Source organism: Bradyrhizobium sp. MI1.10 (genome assembly GCF_055811035.1).
Window position 1 is genome coordinate 27,316 of the sequence record NZ_JBVVPN010000040.1, and the last position, 19,382, is coordinate 46,697.

Annotated in this window: 16 protein-coding genes, 1 other RNA gene and 1 pseudogene; 14 read left to right on the plus strand and 4 right to left on the minus strand. The window is 65.6% G+C overall.

Translation table 11 applies throughout. The features are described 5' to 3' along the window. The first annotated feature begins 88 nt into the window (after positions 1–88). The 4 genes from AC0L3K_RS31590 (at position 89) to AC0L3K_RS31605 (ending at position 6,612) form a co-directional block, all read left to right on the plus strand. Entirely contained in the window at positions 89–1,408 is a 1,320-nt protein-coding gene (locus tag AC0L3K_RS31590) for an HlyD family secretion protein (protein ID WP_007600826.1), read from the plus strand. 25 nt (positions 1,409–1,433) lie between these two features. Next, positions 1,434–3,020, plus strand: a complete 1,587-nt coding sequence (locus AC0L3K_RS31595) for a DHA2 family efflux MFS transporter permease subunit (RefSeq protein WP_354128963.1) — start codon at positions 1,434–1,436, stop codon at positions 3,018–3,020. A 327-nt stretch (positions 3,021–3,347) separates the two neighbouring features. After that, on the plus strand, positions 3,348–5,147 hold the full coding sequence (locus tag AC0L3K_RS31600; protein WP_007600828.1) for an ABC transporter ATP-binding protein: 1,800 nt from the start codon (positions 3,348–3,350) through the stop codon (positions 5,145–5,147). 58 nt (positions 5,148–5,205) lie between these two features. Continuing rightward, on the plus strand, positions 5,206–6,612 hold the full coding sequence (locus AC0L3K_RS31605) for an MATE family efflux transporter (protein WP_007600829.1): 1,407 nt from the start codon (positions 5,206–5,208) through the stop codon (positions 6,610–6,612). A gap of 71 nt (positions 6,613–6,683) precedes the next feature. On the opposite strand, the gene AC0L3K_RS31610 is transcribed toward AC0L3K_RS31605, so the two are convergent. Continuing rightward, positions 6,684–7,427, minus strand: coding sequence for a sulfite exporter TauE/SafE family protein (locus tag AC0L3K_RS31610; protein WP_007600830.1), 744 nt, complete (start codon positions 7,425–7,427; stop codon positions 6,684–6,686). 231 nt (positions 7,428–7,658) lie between these two features. On the opposite strand from AC0L3K_RS31610, the gene AC0L3K_RS31615 reads away from it, so the two are divergent. After that, positions 7,659–7,919 (plus strand): hypothetical protein, encoded by a 261-nt coding sequence (locus AC0L3K_RS31615; protein ID WP_007600831.1) that lies wholly within the window; start codon positions 7,659–7,661, stop codon positions 7,917–7,919. Between the two features lie 6 nt (positions 7,920–7,925). Here AC0L3K_RS31615 and AC0L3K_RS31620 read toward each other — a convergent pair whose 3' ends face one another. After that, positions 7,926–9,296, minus strand: coding sequence for an aminotransferase-like domain-containing protein (locus AC0L3K_RS31620; RefSeq protein ID WP_473367514.1), 1,371 nt, complete (start codon positions 9,294–9,296; stop codon positions 7,926–7,928). 49 nt (positions 9,297–9,345) lie between these two features. On the opposite strand from AC0L3K_RS31620, the gene AC0L3K_RS31625 reads away from it, so the two are divergent. Continuing rightward, positions 9,346–9,810 carry a DUF983 domain-containing protein gene (locus AC0L3K_RS31625; protein WP_083869967.1) on the plus strand — a complete coding sequence of 155 codons (465 nt, stop codon included), beginning with the start codon at positions 9,346–9,348 and terminating at the stop codon, positions 9,808–9,810. Positions 9,811–9,882: 72 nt separating this feature from the next. Next, positions 9,883–10,596 (plus strand): alpha/beta fold hydrolase, encoded by a 714-nt coding sequence (locus AC0L3K_RS31630; protein ID WP_007600834.1) that lies wholly within the window; start codon positions 9,883–9,885, stop codon positions 10,594–10,596. 56 nt (positions 10,597–10,652) lie between these two features. On the opposite strand, the gene rnpB is transcribed toward AC0L3K_RS31630, so the two are convergent. Then, positions 10,653–11,083: RNase P RNA component class A (rnpB, locus tag AC0L3K_RS31635), an RNA gene on the minus strand. A 149-nt stretch (positions 11,084–11,232) separates the two neighbouring features. On the opposite strand from rnpB, the gene AC0L3K_RS31640 reads away from it, so the two are divergent. Both AC0L3K_RS31640 and AC0L3K_RS31645 read left to right on the plus strand, forming a co-directional pair. Next, positions 11,233–11,586, plus strand: coding sequence for a YciI family protein (locus AC0L3K_RS31640; RefSeq protein ID WP_007600836.1), 354 nt, complete (start codon positions 11,233–11,235; stop codon positions 11,584–11,586). Positions 11,587–11,608: 22 nt separating this feature from the next. Then, positions 11,609–12,841 carry an RNA polymerase sigma factor gene (locus AC0L3K_RS31645; RefSeq protein WP_007600838.1) on the plus strand — a complete coding sequence of 411 codons (1,233 nt, stop codon included), beginning with the start codon at positions 11,609–11,611 and terminating at the stop codon, positions 12,839–12,841. A gap of 119 nt (positions 12,842–12,960) precedes the next feature. Here the strand turns inward: AC0L3K_RS31645 and AC0L3K_RS31650 are convergent, their stop codons facing one another. Continuing rightward, complete coding sequence (locus AC0L3K_RS31650; RefSeq protein ID WP_007600840.1) at positions 12,961–13,743, minus strand: N-acetylmuramoyl-L-alanine amidase; 783 nt, start codon at positions 13,741–13,743, stop codon at positions 12,961–12,963. A 523-nt stretch (positions 13,744–14,266) separates the two neighbouring features. Between AC0L3K_RS31650 and rsmH the strand changes: the two genes are divergently transcribed. The 5 genes and pseudogenes from rsmH to AC0L3K_RS31675 all read left to right on the plus strand — a co-directional run. Beyond that, the gene (gene rsmH, locus AC0L3K_RS31655; RefSeq protein ID WP_007600841.1) at positions 14,267–15,256 is read left to right on the plus strand and encodes a 16S rRNA (cytosine(1402)-N(4))-methyltransferase RsmH; all 990 of its coding nucleotides are present in this window, start codon (positions 14,267–14,269) and stop codon (positions 15,254–15,256) included. Positions 15,257–15,259: 3 nt separating this feature from the next. After that, positions 15,260–15,652 carry a cell division protein FtsL gene (gene ftsL / locus AC0L3K_RS31660; RefSeq protein ID WP_007600843.1) on the plus strand — a complete coding sequence of 131 codons (393 nt, stop codon included), beginning with the start codon at positions 15,260–15,262 and terminating at the stop codon, positions 15,650–15,652. After that, positions 15,649–17,403, plus strand: a complete 1,755-nt coding sequence (locus tag AC0L3K_RS31665; RefSeq protein ID WP_219683421.1) for a peptidoglycan D,D-transpeptidase FtsI family protein — start codon at positions 15,649–15,651, stop codon at positions 17,401–17,403. The genes ftsL and AC0L3K_RS31665 overlap by 4 nt, the downstream gene beginning before the upstream one ends. Before the next feature lie 84 nt (positions 17,404–17,487). Further along, positions 17,488–18,945, plus strand: coding sequence for a UDP-N-acetylmuramoyl-L-alanyl-D-glutamate--2,6-diaminopimelate ligase (locus AC0L3K_RS31670; RefSeq protein WP_473253840.1), 1,458 nt, complete (start codon positions 17,488–17,490; stop codon positions 18,943–18,945). After that, positions 18,942–19,382 (plus strand): annotated as a pseudogene (locus tag AC0L3K_RS31675) (UDP-N-acetylmuramoyl-tripeptide--D-alanyl-D-alanine ligase); the annotation flags it as partial. The gene AC0L3K_RS31670 and the pseudogene AC0L3K_RS31675, both read left to right, overlap by 4 nt.

Genomic DNA, 19,382 nt, shown 5'->3' on the forward strand with positions numbered 1-19,382 from the left:
GTTCGGTCAATGATATTTGGGATAAGCGAGAGGGACCGGGCCGCACGCGGCTGTCCCTCATCGCGCTTTTTTGTTGGGGGAGGCCTCCATGGCCGTAGTGAGAGACCAGGCTGCGCGCGTCCTTCGCCCGGACGCCGTGGAGACGCCGACGCCCGCGGGTGGTGATGCTGCCACCGAGACGTCTGTAGCTCTCGCCGAGCAGTTGCGCTCTCATGTGGCCGAGGAAACCAAGCGCCGCCCCAGCGAGGCGCCGGAGCAGCCCGTGACCGACAAGCCGGCCGCAGCCCCAGACGCGCCTGCCGCCGCCGGCGCGCCGAAGTCCGGCAAGCGCAAATTCGTGATGATGGGAGTGGGGCTGGTGCTGGCGCTCGCGGCCGCGAGCTATGCCGGCTATTACACGCTGGTTGGCCGCTTCTACGTCGCGACCGACGACGCCTATGTCCGCGCCAACAACACCATGCTGGGCGCGCGCGTTGCCGGCCACGTCTCCTCGATCCTCGCCGGCGACAACACGACGGTGCGCGCCGGCGACATCGTCTTCCGCATCGACGACGGCGACTACAAGATCGCGGTCGACGCCGCCGCGACCAGGATCGCGACCCAGCAGGCCACCATCGATCGCATCGGCCGCCAGGTCGTGGCGCTCGACAGCCAGGTCGCGCAGGCCAAGGCGCAACTCGTCTCCGCCGAAGCCGGTCTCAAGCGCGCCGACCTCGATTACGAGCGCCAGCAGGCGCTGAGCAACAAGGGTTTTGCCTCGCGCGCCACCTTCGAGAGCTCCGAAGCCGGACGCGATCAGGGCGCCGCCGCCGTCAAGGCTGCGCAGGCCGCTTACGATGTCGCGCTCAGCAATGTCGACGTTGCCAAGGCGCAGCAGGCCGAAGCGCAGGCGCAGCTCGCCGAGCTCAAGACCACGCTGGCCAAGGCCGAGCGCGATCTCGCCTTCACCGCGGTGCGCGCGCCGGTCGACGGCACGTTCTCGAACCGCCTCGTCAGTGCCGGCGATTTCGTCGCGGTTGGCCAGCGGCTCGGCAACGTCGTGCCGCTCGACAACGTCTATATCGACGCCAATTTCAAGGAGACCCAGCTCAAGCGCATCCGCCCCGGCCAGCCGGTGACGATCAAGGTCGACGCCTACGGCATGCGCAAGTTCTCCGGCGTCGTCGACAGCATCGCGGCGGGCGCGGGCTCGGTGTTCACGCTGCTGCCGCCCGACAACGCCACCGGCAACTTCACCAAGATCGTGCAGCGCGTGCCGGTCCGCATCCGCGTGCCGAAGTCGGTCGCGAAGCAAAACCTGCTCCGCGCCGGCATGTCGGTCACTGCGACCGTCGATACCAACAAGGGCGCGGCCGACGCCGACAGCGAGGTCGATCTCGACGACGCCACCATGATCCATCCGCAGTAGCGCGCCTGCGCCGCGAGGTCAGACGATGGCGAACGCCACGACCGTTTCACCTGCCATGATGGCGGACCCCGCTTCGGAGCGCATCGCGCCGAAGCGGCTGTTCGCCTTCATCATCATGGTGTTCGGGATGTTCATGTCGATCCTGGACATCCAGATCGTCTCGGCGTCCCTGAGTGAAATCCAGGCCGGCCTGTCGGCAAGCTCCAGTGAAGTCTCCTGGGTCCAGACCGCCTATCTGATCGCCGAAGTGATCGCGATTCCGCTGTCGGGGTTTCTGTCGCGCGCGTTCGGCACGCGGCTGTTGTTCGCGATCTCGGCGGCCGGCTTTACCGTATCGAGCCTGCTCTGCGGCTTCGCCACCACCATCGAGGAGATGATCGTCTGGCGCGCGCTGCAAGGTTTTCTCGGCGCCGGCATGATCCCGACGGTGTTCGCTTCCGCCTACACCGTTTTCCCGCGCACCAAATTCCACATCGTCGGTCCCATCATCGGGCTCGTCGCAACGCTGGCTCCGACCATCGGGCCGACCGTCGGCGGCTACATCACCGACCTGATGTCCTGGAACTGGCTGTTCTTCATCAACATCGTGCCCGGCATCGGTATCACAATCGGCGTGCTGGCGCTGGTCGATTTCGACGAGCCGCATTTCGAATTGCTCGATCGTTTCGACTGGTGGGGGTTGCTGTTCATGGCCAGCTTCCTGGGCACGCTGGAATACGTGCTGGAGGAAGGCCCGCAATATGAATGGATGCAGGACCCCTCGGTCGCGATCTGCGCCTGGATCTGCGGCATCTCGGCGATCGCCTTCTTCTGGCGCGTCTTCACGGCGGCCGAGCCGATCGTCAATTTGCGCACCTTTTCCAATCGCAATTTCGCGATCGGCTGCGTCCTTCAGTTCTGCATCGGCATCGGCCTCTACGGCCTGACCTACATCTACCCACGTTATCTCGCCGAAGTGCGCGGCTATAGCGCGCTGATGATCGGCGATACCCTGTTCGTCTCGGGCATCACCATGTTCCTGGTTGCGCCGGTGGTCGGCCGCCTCATGGCGAAGTACGACATGCGCTACATGATCGCGTTCGGGCTCGTCGTATTCGCGCTCGGCTCCTACCAGATGACCTGGATCACGCGCGACTACGATTTCTACGAGCTGTTGATTCCGCAGATCCTGCGCGGCGTCGGCATGATGTTCGCTATGGTGCCGACCAACAACATCGCGCTCGGCACGCTCGCGCCCGACCGGGTGAAGAACGCCTCGGGGCTCTTCAACCTGATGCGCAATCTCGGCGGCGCCGTGGGCCTCGCCGTCATCAACACCGTGCTCAACGACCGCACCGACCTGCACATCTCGCGCCTGCAGGAGCGCGTGACCTGGGGCAACGCGACCGCGACCGAAACCCTGACCATGTTCATGCAGAAGTTCCAGGGGCTCGGCGATTCCACGCTGATGGCGATGAAGCAGCTGTCGCAGCTCTTGCATCGCCAGGCCGTGGTGATGGGCTTCGGCGATGCCTTCTTCATCCTGACGGTGTTCTATCTCGGCCTCACCCTGCTCGTCACGCTGTTGAAGAAGCCGGCCTCGCCGTTCGGCGCCAGCGGCGACGCGCACTAATTTGCAACACTCGTGCGTGATCTCGCGCGAGCCCCGTTGCAAATCACCAGTGACACATCTATAAAGCGCAACTCATTCCATCGAACTGGGAGGATTTGCATGATTTCGTCGCATTCGCAGATCGCACGCCCGCGCTCGATGATGTTCTGGCTCGGTATCTGCTCGGCCTCCTAGAGGCCTCTTCCGCCAGCTTCGATTGGGCTTCCAGTCCCGATCGCTCCGCTCCCCAAGTCCAAAGCCAACTTTAAGTGACGCCGTCTCGGCCCTCGCGGCCGGCCTGCGTCCATCAATGGAGCCGGCCCGCGCCAGAAGCGGCCGGATGACGCCATGACCGCTCTGTCAAAAAGGCCCGCGGCGATACGCGTGGTGCTGCCATTCGTGTTCCGGCACTGGCTGAAGCAGCCGGGGCGTACCCTCGTCGTGGCCGGCGGCTTGTTGGGCGCAACCGTCGCCGACCTGTTCATGCCGGTCTTCTCCGGACATCTGGTCGACGCCCTGACGCGCGGCCCATCAGATCTCGCCGCGCGTCACGCGGCGCTGATGGCCCTGGGCGGTATCGTGGCGCTGGGCGCTGCGTCCATGGTGCTGCGGCTGACCGGCCTTCAAGCCATCGTGCCGTTCTCGCTCAAGATCATGTCCGAGGTCGCGCAGGAAGCCTTCATGCGCGTGCAACGCTTCTCGACCGACTGGCACGCCAACTCCTTCGCGGGATCCACGGTGCGCAAGGTGACCCGCGGCATGTGGGCGCTCGACCTGTTGAACGACACCATCTTGATGGCGCTGGCGCCGTCGCTGCTGGTGCTGATCGGGTCGATGATCCTGCTCGGCGTGCACTGGGCCTCGCTTGGCGCGGTGATCGCGCTGGGCGCGCTGGCCTACGTCACGATGACGGTGCTGTTCTCGACGCGCTATATCGCGCCAGCCGCGCGCGTCTCCAATGCCTGGGACACCAAGGTCGGCGGCACGTTGGCGGACGCGCTAACCTGCAACGCGGTGGTGAAATCCTTCGGCGCGGAAGCGCGCGAGGATGCGCGGCTTGCCCGTGTCGTCAATCGTTGGCGCGTGCGCGTGCGGCGGACCTGGCTGCGCTACAACTACACCAATCTGGCGCAGCTCTCGGTGCTGCTGGCCCTGCGCGCCTCCGTGATCGGCGGCGCGGTGCTGCTGTGGATGTCGGGGCGGGCCTCGCCCGGCGACGTCACCTATGTGCTGACGAGCTACTACGTCATCCATGCCTATTTGCGCGACGTCGGAATGCACATCAACAACCTGCAGCGCTCGGTCAACGACATGGAGGAGCTGGTGGCGATCCACGACGAGCCGATCGGGATTGCGGATGCGCCGGACGCGCGGCCGATCGCGATCGAGCGCGGAGAGCTCCTCTTTGACGACGTCACGTTTCACTATGGCGGTCATCACGCGCCGCTCTATGACGGGTTGTCGGTCACGATCCGTGCCGGCGAGCGCGTCGGTCTCGTCGGCCGCTCCGGCTCCGGCAAGACCACCTTCGTCAAGCTGGTGCAGCGGCTCTACGACGTGACCGGCGGCCGCGTTCTGATCGATGCGCAAGACATCGCCAAGGCCACCCAGCACTCGCTGCGCAGCCAGATCGCGATCGTGCAGCAGGACCCGATCCTGTTTCACCGCTCGCTCGCCGAGAACATCGCCTATGGCCGGCCCGGCGCCAGCCTGGAGGCGATCGAGCAGGCGGCACGGCTGGCCAACGCGCACGACTTCATCCTGCGCCTGCCCAAGGGTTACGGGACGCTGGTCGGCGAGCGCGGCGTCAAGCTCTCCGGCGGCGAGCGGCAGCGCGTGGCGCTGGCGCGCGCCTTCCTGGCCGATGCGCCGGTGCTGATTCTGGACGAAGCGACCTCGAGCCTCGATTCGGAATCCGAGGCGCTGATCCAGCAGGCGATGGAGCGGCTGATGCGAGGCCGTACCTCGATCGTGATCGCGCATCGGCTGTCGACGGTGAAGAGCCTCGATCGCATCCTGGTGTTCGACCGCGGCGAGATCGTCGAGCAAGGCACGCATGCCAGGCTCGCGGCCAAGCCCGGCGGCATCTATCGCGGCCTGTTCGAGCGCCAGGTGGTGGAGCTCGGACATATCGCAGCAGCGGAGTGAGTGGCGCGCGGCTGGCGGGACGAAAGTCCCGCCGTCGCGCCGCCAGAGGATGAATGACATGAAAGACCTGACACGCGGCTCCATCGTGGGCCACATCCTGAGCATGGCGCCACCGATCGTGGTCGGCATGATCACGATCATGATCTGCCAGCTCGTCGACCTGTATTTCGTGTCGGGACTGGGCGATGCGGCAATCGCGGGTGTCGCCGCGGCCGGCAATGCCGGCTTTCTCGTCAATGCGCTGATGCAGGTGCTTGGCGTCGGCACCGTGGCGCTGATGGCGCACGCGGTGGGGCGCAAGGATCGCGGCGACGCCAACCTCGTCTTCAACCAGTCGGTCCTCCTGTCGGTGCTGTTCGGGCTCCTGACCTTGGGCGCGGGCTTCGCATTGTCGCGTCCATATATGCGCGCGGTCGCGGCCGATGAGGCCACGGTCGAAGCCGGCGCGATTTATCTGCTCTGGTTCATGCCGGCTTTGGCGCTGCAGTTTGCGTCGCAGGTCATGGCGTCTGCGTTGCGGGCCACGGGAATCGTGCGGCCGAGCATGCTGGTTCAAGCGCTTGCAGTGGCCATCAACATCGCGCTGGCGCCGGTCCTGATCTCGGGTTGGGGCACCGGGCACGCGCTCGGTGTTGCCGGAGCGGGCCTCGCAAGCTCGATTGCCGTCTTCATCGGTGTGCTCATGCTGCTGGTGTATTTCCTGAAACTGGAACGCTATGTCGCCTTTAATCCCGCGCAATGGCGGCCGCAGCTTCGACAGTGGAAGAGGATCCTCAATGTCGGCCTGCCTGCAGGCGGCGAGTTCGCGATGGTCTTCATCATCATGGCCGTGGGCTATTACGTGCTGAGCGTTTTCGGCTCGGCGGCACAGGCCGGATTTGGCATCGGGACGCGTCTCCTCGGCCTGATGCAGATGCCGGCGCTCGCCATCGCTCTTGCGGCGGGGCCGATCGCCGGGCAGAATTTCGGTGCCGGCAATGGAGCGCGCGTGAGGGAGACCTTTGTCAAGGCGGCGCTTGTCGCGACCGCCGTGATGATTGTTTTCTTGATCCCGGCGCAGCTCGTGCCTGGTCTGTTGCTTACCGGCTTCTCGAAGGATCAGGAGACGATGGCGGTTGCGTCGCTTTTTCTGCGCATCGTCTCGCTCAACATGGTGGCGCAGGGGCTGATCTTCACCTGCTCCAGCATGTTTCAGGGGCTCGGCAATACCAAGCCGGTGTTGTTGACCTCGGCAACGCGGGTCCTCACCTATTCCCTGCCGTCGATCTGGCTCTCGACGTGGCCGGGCTTCCGGATGGAGCATGTCTGGTACCTGTCGATCGCGACGACCACGCTGCAGGCTGCCCTGAGCGTGTGGCTGTTGCGCCGCGAGTTCGGAAAGCGCCTTGTGGTGCTCCGGCACGAGGAGCCCCCCGAGCAGGCTGCACCCGAGCCTGTGGCGACTCCTGTACGCGCGCCCGCGTAGCGATCGCTTATCTGCGTGCTTGGCGTCGGGGTTGCCGGCGGCGTGGCGCTCACCGTGAAGAAAATACGGAGTTAGTGCGTGCCAAGACTGTTCCAGACGAGGCCGAGGCCCGACAGGAACAACAGACCGAGCACGACATCGCCGAAATGCTTGTCGCTCAGCGCGTGATAGACGCGCGCGCCGGCCCATGCGCCGATCAGCGTGCCCGGAAAGGCGACCACCGCGAGCCAGACCACCTTGAACGCGACGAGGCCCGAGGCCGTCTGCAACACCAAAGCGGTGGCGAGCACGGTGAAATTGAAGAGCTGGAAGATGCCGCGCCGCTCGTGCTTGTTCCAGCCGCGGATGTTGGCCCACAGGATCGGAAGCGGCCCCGATAATCCGGCGAGACCGCCAAGAATGCCGCCGGCAAACCCGATCGCGCCGTCGGCGATGCGACCGCCGAAGGTGATGGCGAGCGGCTTCTTGTTGAGGTACAGCGCGGTCGAGAAGATCAGCAGCAGCACGCCGACGCTCAGCTTGAACACTTTTGGATCGGCGGAGGCGACCAGCATGGTGCCCAGCGGCACGCCGATCAGTCCTCCAATCAGGAACGGCCAGACCAGCGAGAGATCAAAACTCTTCCACATCGACGGCAGCGTCGAGCTCTGCGCGATCACCGAGCAGATCAGCACCAGGGGCACCGCGAGCGAGGGCGGCAGCACGTAGAGCCAGATGCCGAGTGCCATCAGCGCGGTGCCGAATCCGGCGAGGCCCGAGACGAAGCCCCCGGCCAGTGCGCCGAGCAGCAGCAGCGCGTAGGTGAGTATTTCCAACAGATTGTCCCTGTCGCCTGGGCGATCCCGAATTGTTGATCCCCATCGCTCGCATAGCACAGCTGCGGCCGTGCAGGTCAATTTCAAAACCGCACGCAAGCGTGATCCCCAGCGGCGGGCGTTCGCGAAAGACAGGTCTAGATGATGCTCGTACTTCCACCTGGGGGCCCGCTCGACGCCATCATGCGGTCCGATCGGCCAGCATCCCGGCTGAGCATATGGAGAAGGACGATGATCCGCACGAAGATTGCCGTCGCGGCCGCGCTGGTGTCGGCGGCGGCCTTGATGCCGACGATGGCGCAGGCGCAGTTTTCCGAGCCCGCGGCCTATCAGGCTGCCCATCCCGACCGCGACGTTCTGAATGGCGGCCAGCTCACACCCGCCGCGCGCGGGGCCCGCGGCGAGTCCGTCGCGCCGAGCGAAGCCTATGCGGCCTATCCGTCCCCCGTCGCACCAGTCGTTCGCTCGCGGCATCGCCGTCAGCATCGATAAGTATTGCTAGACGATCTGTCTGGTGTCGGCGGGGCTGTGCAGCGCGCTCACGAGGATGCGTAGCGCTTCCGTCAATTCCGCCCTGTTGCGCGCCGCGCCAAGCGAGACGCGTGCCGCGTGTGGCGGCGTTCCGTCGACGGTGAAGGCCTCGCCGGCGACGACGGCTAGTCCATTCCGCAGGAGATGCGCCGCGACGTCGGCGCGGCCCTCAGGCAGCCGTAGCCACAGATGGTGAGCGGCGGGTTTGGCCTGGAACTCGAATCCTTTGAGCGCCCGTTGCGCGAGCTGCTGGCGGCCGACCGCCTCGCTCCTGATGGCGGTGATGATGCGGTCGGCGATCCCGGTCTCGATCCAATGCGTCACCAGCGCGACCATCAGCGGTGCCGGCATCTGCACCGTCGCCTGCAAAGAGTTGCGCATCTCCCGCTGCGAGCTGCTGTCGGGCGTCACCAGATAGGCGACCCGTAGCGCGGGCGCGATGCATTTCGACAGCGTGGTCGCGAGATATGTCCGTTCCGGAATGAGATTGGCGATCGGCGATGCCGAGCGATCGAGCAGCCCGTAGGCGTCATCCTCGATCAGAATCGTATCGGCATCGTTGATGATTTTTGCGATGGCGCCGCGGCGCTCGGGAAGAAGCGTCGCGGTGGTCGGATTGTGCAGCGTCGGAATGAGATAGACCGCTTTCGGTCTATGCGTGCGGCAAGCTTCCGCCAGCGCGTCGGGCAGGATGCCGCCGTCATCCATGGCGACGCCGACGAGCTTGACTCCGAGCCGCGCCGCGGCGGCCTTGATGCCGGGGAAGGTGAGGGCCTCCGTCAGCACCACGTCGCCGGGCCGGGCGAGATGGGCGAGCAGGTTGAACAGAATCGTCTGCGCGCCGGGAAAGATCACGAGCCTGTCGGCATGCGCATGCGGCACGCGTGCCCGCATCCACCGCGCCGCGACCTCGCGCTCATGTGCGCTGCCGCCGGGCGGCTGGTAGTTGAGATGCGCCGTCAGACCCGATTGCGCGCGGATGGCGTCCATCCCGGCGATGATGCGCTCGTCGAGCTGCGCTTCGAGAGGCTGCGGCGGCACGTTCATCGAGAGGTCAATCGCGACGGGATGCGGCAGGTCGACCGCGCGGCGCGCGCTGGTCTCCGACACGAACGAGCCCTGGCCGACCCGGGCCTCCATGATGCCGCGGCGCCGCGCCTCGGTGTAGGCGCGCGTCACCGTGGTGAGGTCGACGCCGAGCGCCTTTGCCAGCGCCCGCTGCGTCGGCAATTGTTCGCCGCGCACCAGCCGGCCGGCGGCGATGTCGGCCTCCATGGCCTCGACGATGCGCTGATAGCGCGGCCCGCTCAGCTCCGAGATTGTAGGGGTCCAATCCATGCAATTAAGGCCTATATCCTTTGAATGTATGGATACAAGATATTATTGTATGGATCGTAGAAAAGGAAGAGGTGGGGTCATGGCGACCGGTTCAGTCTCTCTGGCAAAAGCGATGTGGCGCGGATTTCGCGGCAAGTGCCCGAACTGCGGCGAAGGCCATGCGTTCGGCCGTTTCCTGAAGGTGGCGGATACCTGTGACCATTGCGGCGAGGAGCTGTTCCACCAGCGCGCCGACGATTTTCCGGCTTATCTCGTGATGGTCGTCGTCGGCCATCTCGTGGTCCCGGCAATCCTCGCGGTGGAGACCGCCTATGCCCCAGCAGTTTGGCTGCAACTGGCGGTGTGGCTGCCGGTGACCTTGTTCGCTTCGCTCGCGCTGTTGCAGCCGACCAAGGGTGCCATCGTCGGGCTGCAATGGCAGATCGGCATGCACGGTTTTGAGACGGGCAAGCTGCGGCGCGAAGCTGGTCGGCCTGCACCCGCCCTCGTGAAGGTGACCACTCGCGCGGCTTAAGAAGCCATAGCGTTTACATCGCGCGCTCGCCCGCTACACTCCATCGTACAAACAAGAACGATGGAAACGGCGATGGCCGCACGCTCAAAAACCTTCCTGCTCTGTCACGGCGCGTGGTCTGGCGGGTGGGCCTGGAAGAAGATGCATCCGCTGATGGCGCAGGCCGGCCACCGCCTGATTGCGCCGACCTATACCGGGCTCGGCGAGCGCGCGCATCTGGCCAGTGCCGCGATCGATCTCGACACGCATATCCAGGACATTCTCAACGTCATCAGGTTCGAGGATCTCAGCGACATCGTGCTGCTCGGCCACAGCTATGGCGGCATGGTCGCCACCGGCGTCGCCGATCGCGCGCGCGAGCGGGTGACGCAATTGATCTACCTCGACGCCTTCGTGCCGCGTGACGGCCAGTCGCTGTTCGATCTCCATGAGGGCGGGCGCGAGCCGATGCGCAAGGCGGCAAGCTCAGGCGACGGCTACCGCATCCCGCCGAACCCGCCGCCGCCGGACACGCCGCAGGCCGATCTCGACTGGCTCAACGCCCGCCGGATCAACATGCCGATCAAATGTTTCGAGACAAAGCTGAAGCTCGAAGGTAGCGAGCCGGCGATGCCGCGCAGCTACATCTATTGCACGCGCATTCCGCCGGGCGACGTGTTCGGGCAATTCGCGAGGCGCACGAGGAGCGAGGACGGCTGGCGTTTTGTCGAGCTCGACGCCAGCCACGCGCCGAACGTGACAGCGCCGGACGCGCTGATGGGCGTATTGCAAGAGATCGTCGGATAGTGAGCGCCCAAATGGTGAGGGGCTCGATGCGGTCAGCATCGAACCCCTCGTTGCAAGATATCAGCCGGCCTGTAAGCCGGGTTCTGTAAGGCACCGTCCGCTTGCGCGAACGATACGTGACGGCCATTCCTCTGGGACCATGTTTGCACATGGCCTCGAGCAACCTACCCGGACGGCGGGCCTGACATCGCCCCGCGGCGTTATCGCTTTCGCGAACAGCCCGCTACGCCGTCCCTATTCGGTTTTGCTCCCGGTGGGGTTTACCATGCCGGCTCCGTTGCCGCAGCCGCGGTGCGCTCTTACCGCACCTTTTCACCCTTACCTGCCTACGCAGCTTGCGCTGCGAAGGCGGGCGGTTCGTTCTCTGTGGCACTTTCCCTGGGGTCGCCCCCGCCGGACGTTATCCGGCACCGTATGTCAAGGGAGCCCGGACTTTCCTCCCCGGCGGCCTTTCGGCACCTGCCGGAGCGGCCGTCCGGCCGACTGACGGGGCAGGCATGGGGCATTTATGACGGTTCCGTCAAGCTGATATCGCCGCGCATGCGGCCTGCAAATAATTTATCCTGAAGATGTCGTTTGGTGTGTGTCCCGTTCGACTGGATGTCGGCGATCCCGCCGAACAACAGGAGTTAAGCGATGCAATATTTGCTGATGATCTACCAGAACGAAGCCGAGTACGCGAATATGCGTCCGGCGGCCGGCCAGCAGATGACGGCGGAATATCAGACCTTCACGCAAGGCATCATTCAGAGCGGCAATTTCAAGGCGGGCGACCGTTTGCAGCCGACCACGACTGCGACGACGGTCCGCGTGCGCGACGGCAAGACTCTGACGACCGACGGCCCGTTTGCCGAAACGCGCGAGCAGCTCGGCGGCTATTACCTCGTGGAGGCCAAGGATCTCGATACCGCGATCGAGATTGCATCGCGGATTCCGTCGGCGCGTATCGGTTCGATCGAGGTGCGGCCGATCTGGGTCTACGACAAGTGACGGCGCAGCCGCGCATCGGCGCATGACACTGTCCGAGATCGACAAGATTTTCCGCGACGAGGCGGGGCGGGCGCTGGCCACGCTGATCCGCCTCGTCGGCGATTTCGATCTTGCCGAGGACGCGCTCCAGGACGCCTTTGCGGTGGCACTGGAGCGCTGGCCGGCGTGCGAGGTCCCCGACAATGCGCGTGCCTGGCTGGTCAATGTCGCCAGGCACAAGGCGATCGACCGTATCAGGCGCCAGGCCGTCTTCCGCGGCAAGGAGCAGGCGCTCGTGCACGAGCTCGAGCTGAACGCGCAAGCGCCCGCCGAGCCGCCGGCGACGCTCGACGACGATATGCTGCGGCTGATCTTCACCTGCTGCCATCCTGCATTTGCGCCCGAAGTCCAGGTCGCGCTGACGCTGCGCACCGTCTGCGGGCTCTCCACGGCGCAGGTCGCGCGCGCCTTTCTCGTCAGCGAGGAGGCGATGGGGCAGCGTCTGGTCCGCGCCAAGCAGAAGATCAGGCTCGCCGGCATTCCCTATGAGGTCCCCGAGCGCGACACGCTGGTGCCGCGGCTCGACGGTGTGCTTGCCGTGATCTATCTGGTCTTCACCGAAGGCTATGTGGCGACGTCGGGTGCGGATTTGATGCGGCCCGATCTTGCGGCCGAGGCGATCCGGCTTGGCCGCTTGCTCGACCGGCTGTTACCCGATCGCGCCGGGATCAAGGGCCTGCTGGCGCTAATGCTGCTGCACGATGCGCGCCGCGCAGGGCGCCAGACCCCCGCCGGCGACATCGTGCTGCTGGAAGAGCAGGATCGTTCGCGGTGGGACCATGCACAGATCGAGGAGGGTCTGCGCCTGGTCGACGACGCGCTGCGCGTGCCCGGCCGGCCGCAGCCCTACGCAGTACAAGCCGCGATCGCCGCGCTGCATGCGCGTGCGCCGAGCTATGAGCAGACAGACTGGCCGCAGATTGCCGGGCTCTACGAGGTCCTGCTGCGGATCAACCCATCTCCGGTGATCGAGCTTAACCACGCGGCGGCGGTGTCGATGGTCGATGGGCCCGCGCGCGCACTCGATCTCGTGGATGCGACCGCCGCACGCGGCGGGCTTCATGGCTACGAGCTGCTGCCAGCGGTGCGGGCGGATCTATTGCGGCGGCTCGGCCGCAATGAGGAGGCGCGCGAGGCCTATCGCGCGGCGACGGAAGCGACGCAGCTCGAGCCGCTGCGACGACTTTATGCGCGAAGGATGCGGGAGATGGAGTAGTCGCCACATACTCCGTCATTGCGAGGAGCGCTTGCGACGAAGCAATCCAGACTGCTTCCGCGGAGGCAGTCTGGATTGCTTCGCTTCGCTCGCAATGACGGGGTGCGTGGCAGTCGCCGTCACTTCGACGCGACCGTCGTTCCCTCCGCCGGCAAGCTTCCCAACAGTGCCTGCAAGGTCGACAGCGTCGAGTGATCCGCGACCCCATCCAGTCGCGCCGGGCGGAAATGGCGCTGGAACGCGGTGACGACTTCCATGGTCGCGCCGTCGTATTTGCCGGTGAGGGGAACGCCGTAGCCGTATCTGGCGAGCGCCTGCTGCAGGCTCAGCACCTCGTCGCTGATGGTGCCGAGCATCAGGCTCTCGCCGCGTACGACCGGCGCGGGCGTGACCCAGTGGCCGACCCCGGAATTGGCCAGCGAATGCCACGGAAATTTTTCGCCGGGATCTTTCTTGCGCGCAGGCGCCACGTCGGAATGGCCGAGAACCCGGTGCGCGGGCACCTTGCGGCGGAGCATGATGCCGCGGCACAGCGCGATCACGGCGGCGATCTGGCGCAGCGGAAACTCCGGATAGCCCCAATCGTGGCCGCGATTGACGATCTCGATCCCGATCGAGCAGGAATTGATGTCGTCCTCGCCGGACCAGGACGAGACGCCGGCATGCCAGGCACGCCTGGCCTCCGGCACGCATTGCACGATGCGGCCGTCCTCCAGCACGACATAATGTGCCGACACCTCGGTGCCAGCCGAGCAGAGCCGCGCCAGCGCACCTTCGACGTCGGGCATGCCGGTGTAATGCAGCACGATCATGTCGGGCTGCCGGCCCTTGTTGCGGTCGCCGTGGTTCGGTGAGGGGATGATGTCGGAGACGATCGAGGAATCCGGCTCGAACGTCCGCATGTTCGCGGCGGCCTTGGGAACCGGGAGAACGCGTTGACGCTTCGAATCAGATCCAGACGGCGTGGACGAACCGGACGACATAAACAGCTCGAGACAGACAGAGAGTGGGCCAAGCCCTTCTCTTTACTATTCCTTTACCCTCCACCGTGCGCAACCGCGCGACGAGGTTAACGGATGCATTTTGGCGCATGTGTGTGGATGAAGCATCACCGCCGCGTCAGCTTTTCGACTTGTCGCGAGCCGATCAACGCTTTCTTAACGCTAAGGGCCGTTACTGAGAGATGAAGAGCCGACCCGCGTCCGGAGGCGGCCAAAGCGTATTTTGGCTCGAAATCCCATGGCTGCCCGACAAATTCCAAAGGGAATACTGGGTTGGTGGCCCGGGACGATCGGGCACGGTAACCATGCTGGACGGGGATTGGGTCGTGGAACCGCCGCGACGCGGAATTATTCGAGGCGTTATGAGCTTGTTCGTCCCCGATCTCACTTGGGAGTCCGGCGGGGCGATCGGCAGGCTTGGCGCATGAGCTCGGCTCCGCACATCCCCGTTCTTGGCCGTGAGGCCATCGACCACCTCGCCCCACGCGAGGGCGGCCTTTACATCGACGCGACCTTTGGCGCGGGCGGCTACAGCCGCGCGATCCTCGACATGCCGGGAACCCGGGTGATTGCCATTGATCGCGACCGTACTGCGATCGCAGGCGGCGCCGAGCTGGTCGAACGCTCGGCGGGCCGGCTGACGCTGGTTGAAGATCGCTTCTCCAACCTCGCCGAAATCTGCGCGGCTCAAGGCGTCGATGGCATCGACGGCGTCGTGATGGACGTCGGGGTGTCCTCGATGCAGCTCGACCAGGCCGGCCGCGGCTTCTCGTTCCGCCTCGATGGTCCGCTCGACATGCGGATGGGGCAGGCGGGCCCGACTGCGGCCGATGTCGTCGCGCGCGCCTCGGAAGGCGATCTCGCCGACATCATCTATCTCCTCGGCGAAGAGCGGCAGTCGCGCCGGATCGCCCGCGCCGTCGTCGCCGACCGGCAGGAGACGCCGTTCACGACCACACGCGCGCTCGCCGATCTCGTCGGCAGGGTGGTTCGTTCCAAGCCCGGCGATATTCACCCGGCGACGCGGACGTTCCAGGCCCTGCGCATCTTCGTCAATGAAGAACTCGAGGAACTCCAGAACGCGCTCATCGCTGCCGAGCGTGTGCTCAAGCCCGGTGGTCGACTCGTGGTCGTCTCGTTCCATTCGCTGGAAGACCGCATCGTCAAGAATTTCTTCGCCGAGCGCAGCAAGACGGGTGGCGGTTCACGCCATCTTCCGGAAGTGTCGCAGGCGGTGCCGAGCTTCCAGCTCCTGACGCGGCGGCCGGTGATCGCGGGCGAGGACGAAGTCGCGCATAACCCGCGGGCGCGGTCGGCAAAGCTGCGCGCCGCCGAGCGCACCTCGGCGCCTGCGCAGGACGATCGCGAGCAATCGTCCTGGCCAAAACTCTCCGACGTCATGAGAGGTGGCTAGCGCATGCGCTTCATCCACCTGCTCGTCATTGGCGCGCTGATCTTCGCGGCGGCCTATGTCTATAGGATCAAGATGGACTCCACGGCGCGCACCGAAAAGGTGCTGCGGCTGCATGCGGAGATCCGCGAGCAGCGCGATGCGATCGCGGCGCTGCGCTCCGAATGGGCGAAGCTCGATGCGCCGCTGCGCCTGCAGGGCCTGTCCGACCGGCATCTGCAGCTCAAGCCGGTCAACGGCACGCAATATGATTCACTGAAGAACTTGCCCGAGCGTCCGCCGCGGATGTTCAGGCCGGGCGAGCCGGATCCGATCGGCGCCATGCTCAATACCATCGAAGCCGCGAGCGATCCCGATAACGTGACGGGCTCCGTGCCTCAGCCCGAGGACAAGCCATGAGTGCTGTGACCCCGGCCAAACCTGTAGGAAAGCCGACCGAGCCCTGGCGGCAACGGCTGATCCGCAGTCTGCTGTACGGGCGCAACGTCGATCGCGCCGCCAAGGCGCGGGCGCGCGTCGGCCTGGCGATGCTCGCCTTCGGCGCGGTCTACGCCCTGATCGGCGGCCGGCTCGTGATGTTCGCGATCGGCGCCGACGCCCACGGCGCGCGCCGCGCCGCGGCACAGGAGGTGGTCGCGACCGCGCGGCCCGACATCGTCGATCGCAACGGCGCGATCCTCGCGACCGACGTCAAGGCGTCGAGCCTGTTCGGCGAGCCGCGCCGCATCATCGACAAGGACGAGGCGATCGAGCTTCTGACCGCCACCGTGCCCGACCTCGATGAGGCCGAGGTGCGCGAGCGCCTGAAGACGCGCAAGGGCTTCGTCTGGCTCAAGCGCGAGATTACGGCGAAGCAGCAGCAGGATATCCACAAGCTCGGCATTCCCGGCATCGGCTTCCTGCGCGAGAACAAGCGCGTCTATCCTACCGGCAACGAGGTCGCCCACCTCATCGGTCTCGTCAACATCGACAACCAGGGCATCGCCGGCATGGAGAAGTGGCTCGACAATCAGGGGCTCGCCGATCTCCACCGCGCGGGCTTTGCCACCGACCGGCTGCAAAAGCCGATCGAGCTCTCGGTCGATCTGCGCGTCGAGCACGCACTGCGTGACGAGCTCCTGAAGGCCAAGGAGAAATACCACGCCAAGGCCGCCTCCGGCATCGTCTCCAACGTCAAGACCGGAGAGATCGTGGCGATGGTCTCCCTGCCGGACTTCGATCCCAACAATCCGAAGGAAGCGCACGACCCCGACCGCATCAATCGCCTGACCACCGGCGTCTACGAGATGGGCTCGACCTTCAAGGCGTTTACGCTGGCGATGGCGCTCGATTCCGGCAAGATTAATTTGAACTCGATGTGGGATGCACGGGGGAACCTGCACTACGGCAAGTTCACCATCCATGACAGCCATTCGCTCGGACGTTTCATCAACACCAAGGAAGTGTTCTATTACTCCTCCAACATCGGCGCCGCGCGGATCGCGCTCGGCCAGGGAGTCGAGGCGCACAAGGCGTTCCTGGCCAAGATGGGCCAGTTGACGCGGCTGCGCACCGAGCTGCCCGAGAGCGCGGCGCCGCTGGTGCCGCGCCGCTGGAGCGAGCTGAACACGGTCACCATCGCGTTCGGCCAAGGCCTGTCGGTGGCGCCGCTCCAGGCGGTGATGGGCATCAACGCGCTGATGAACGGTGGCTACTTGATTCCCCCGACATTCATGAAGCGAAGCGAAGCTGAAGCGGCGGCGATGGCCAAGCGCGTGATCAAGCAAGAGACCAGCGACAAGATGCGGTATCTGATGCGGCTCAATGCGGAGGTCGGGTCGGCGCGACAAGCGGACGTCAAGGGCTATTATGTTGGCGGCAAGACCGGCACGTCCGAGAAAGTCATCAATGGCCGCTACGCCAAGAAGCGGGTGCTCAACTCCTTCACGGCGATCATGCCCTCCGACAATCCAAAGTATCAGATCCTGGTGATGCTGGACGAGCCACAGGCCCTGCCCGAAACCCATGGTTTCATCACCTCGGGCTGGAACGCGGTGCCGACCGGCGGCAAGGTGATCGAGCGGATCGCGCCGCTTCTGGGTGTCGAGCCGCGGTTTGACCTGCCGCCGTCCGACCGCCTTATTCTTGCAGCATCCAGGACAACCCAGTAATCAACCGGGTGGGCCGTTGCCGCTGCTGAGTCGGGATTTCCCTGGAGATTCGGCGATCCGGTCCGACATGTCGACTGGAAGACCATGAAGCTGCGCGACCTCCTAGGCAATGACGCCGCAATCGAGCCCGCCGTCGCGGCCCTCGATGTGACCGGCGTTGCCCTCGACAGCCGCGCGGTCAGGCGGGGCGATCTCTTCTTCGCACTTGCGGGCAGCAAGACCGACGGTGCGCGCTTCGTCGATGCCGCGATTGCCGCAGGCGCGGTGGCGGTTGTCGGCGACCATGTGCCTGATGGCTGCAAGGTGCCGTTCATCACGGTGGCCAATCCGCGCCGCGCGCTGGCGCTGGCCGCGGCAAGATTTTTTCCCGCGCAGCCCGCGACAATTGCGGCGGTGACCGGTACCAGCGGCAAGACCTCGGTGGCCGCATTCACCCGGCAGATCTGGGAGCGGCTCGGGCACGCCTCCGCCAGCATCGGAACCATCGGCCTCGTTTCGCCGAAGCGCACCGTCTACGGCTCGCTGACGACGCCCGACCCGATCGCGCTGCACCGGCAGTTGGACGAGATCGCGCGCGAGGGCGTCACGCATCTCGCGTTCGAGGCCTCTTCGCACGGGCTCGACCAATATCGCCTTGACGGCGTGCGCGTGTCCGCCGGCGGCTTCACAAATCTCTCTCGCGACCACATGGATTACCATCCGACCGTCGCGCATTATCTCGCGGCCAAGCTCAGGCTGTTCCGCGAACTTGTCCCGCCGGGGGGCGCGGCCGTGATCTCGGCCGATCATGATTGCTCGGCGGAGGCAATCGACGCCGCAAAGTCGCGCGGCTTGCGCGTGATGGCGGTCGGTCGCAAGGGCGACGGGGCAGGCGAGGGCATTCGTCTCGCCGGTGCGGAGGTCGAAGGGTTTTCGCAAGTGCTCGCGCTCGAACATCGCGGCAAGCAATATGCGATCCGGCTGCCGCTGGTCGGCGAATTCCAGATCGAGAATGCGCTGGTGTCGGCCGGTCTCGCCATCGGCACCGGCAGCGACGCCGCAAATGTGTTTGCGAGCCTCGAAGGTCTCGAAGGCGCCAAGGGGCGGCTCGAGCGCGTCGGCGAGCGCAACGGCGCGCCGATCTTCGTCGACTACGCGCACAAGCCCGATGCGCTGGCGAAGGCGCTGCAGGCGCTGCGTCCCTACGCGAAGCGCAGGTTGGTCGTCGTGTTCGGTGCCGGCGGCGACCGCGATGCCGGCAAGCGTCCGATCATGGGCGAAATCGCAGCCGGCAACGCCGACGGCATCATCATCACCGACGACAATCCGCGCAGCGAGGAGCCGGAATCGATCCGCGCCGAAATCCTCGCCGCCGCCAAGGGCGCTCGCGAAATCGGCGACCGGGCCGCGGCGATCCGTACCGCGATCGAGGAATTGGAAGATGGCGATGCGCTGCTCATCGCCGGCAAGGGCCACGAGACCGGGCAGATCGTCGGCGGAGAGGTTTTGCCCTTCAGTGATCACGAGGCGGTCGCCGCCGCACTAGCGTCGAGGATTGCATGAGCGCGCCCATATGGACGGTGGCCGAAGTGGCGCGTGCGCTAGGCGCCGCCGGATCGTTCCCGGACACGCCGATCGACTTCATCACCCAGGACAGCCGGCTGGTGAAACCGGGCAGCCTGTTCGTCGCGCTGAGCGGCACGCCGAGCGGCGGGTTCATCTCGGCCTTCGCCAGCGCGCGTGACGGCTGGGAGTTCGCGGACAAGGCGGAAGCCTCAGGCGCGGTCGCGATGATCGTGCCGCACGAGATCGCGGGCATCCGCATTCCCCAGATCGTCGTCAAGGACACGCTGATCGACGGTCTCTGGGGTCTAGCGCGCGCGGCCCCCGCGCCCGTCAACGCGCCCGGGGTCGGGCGCCACGGCCGCCCGCGCCACGCCCCCACCAACGCAATTCGACCGCCCGACCCCACAAACAAATACCCCCCCGCCCGCGTCAAC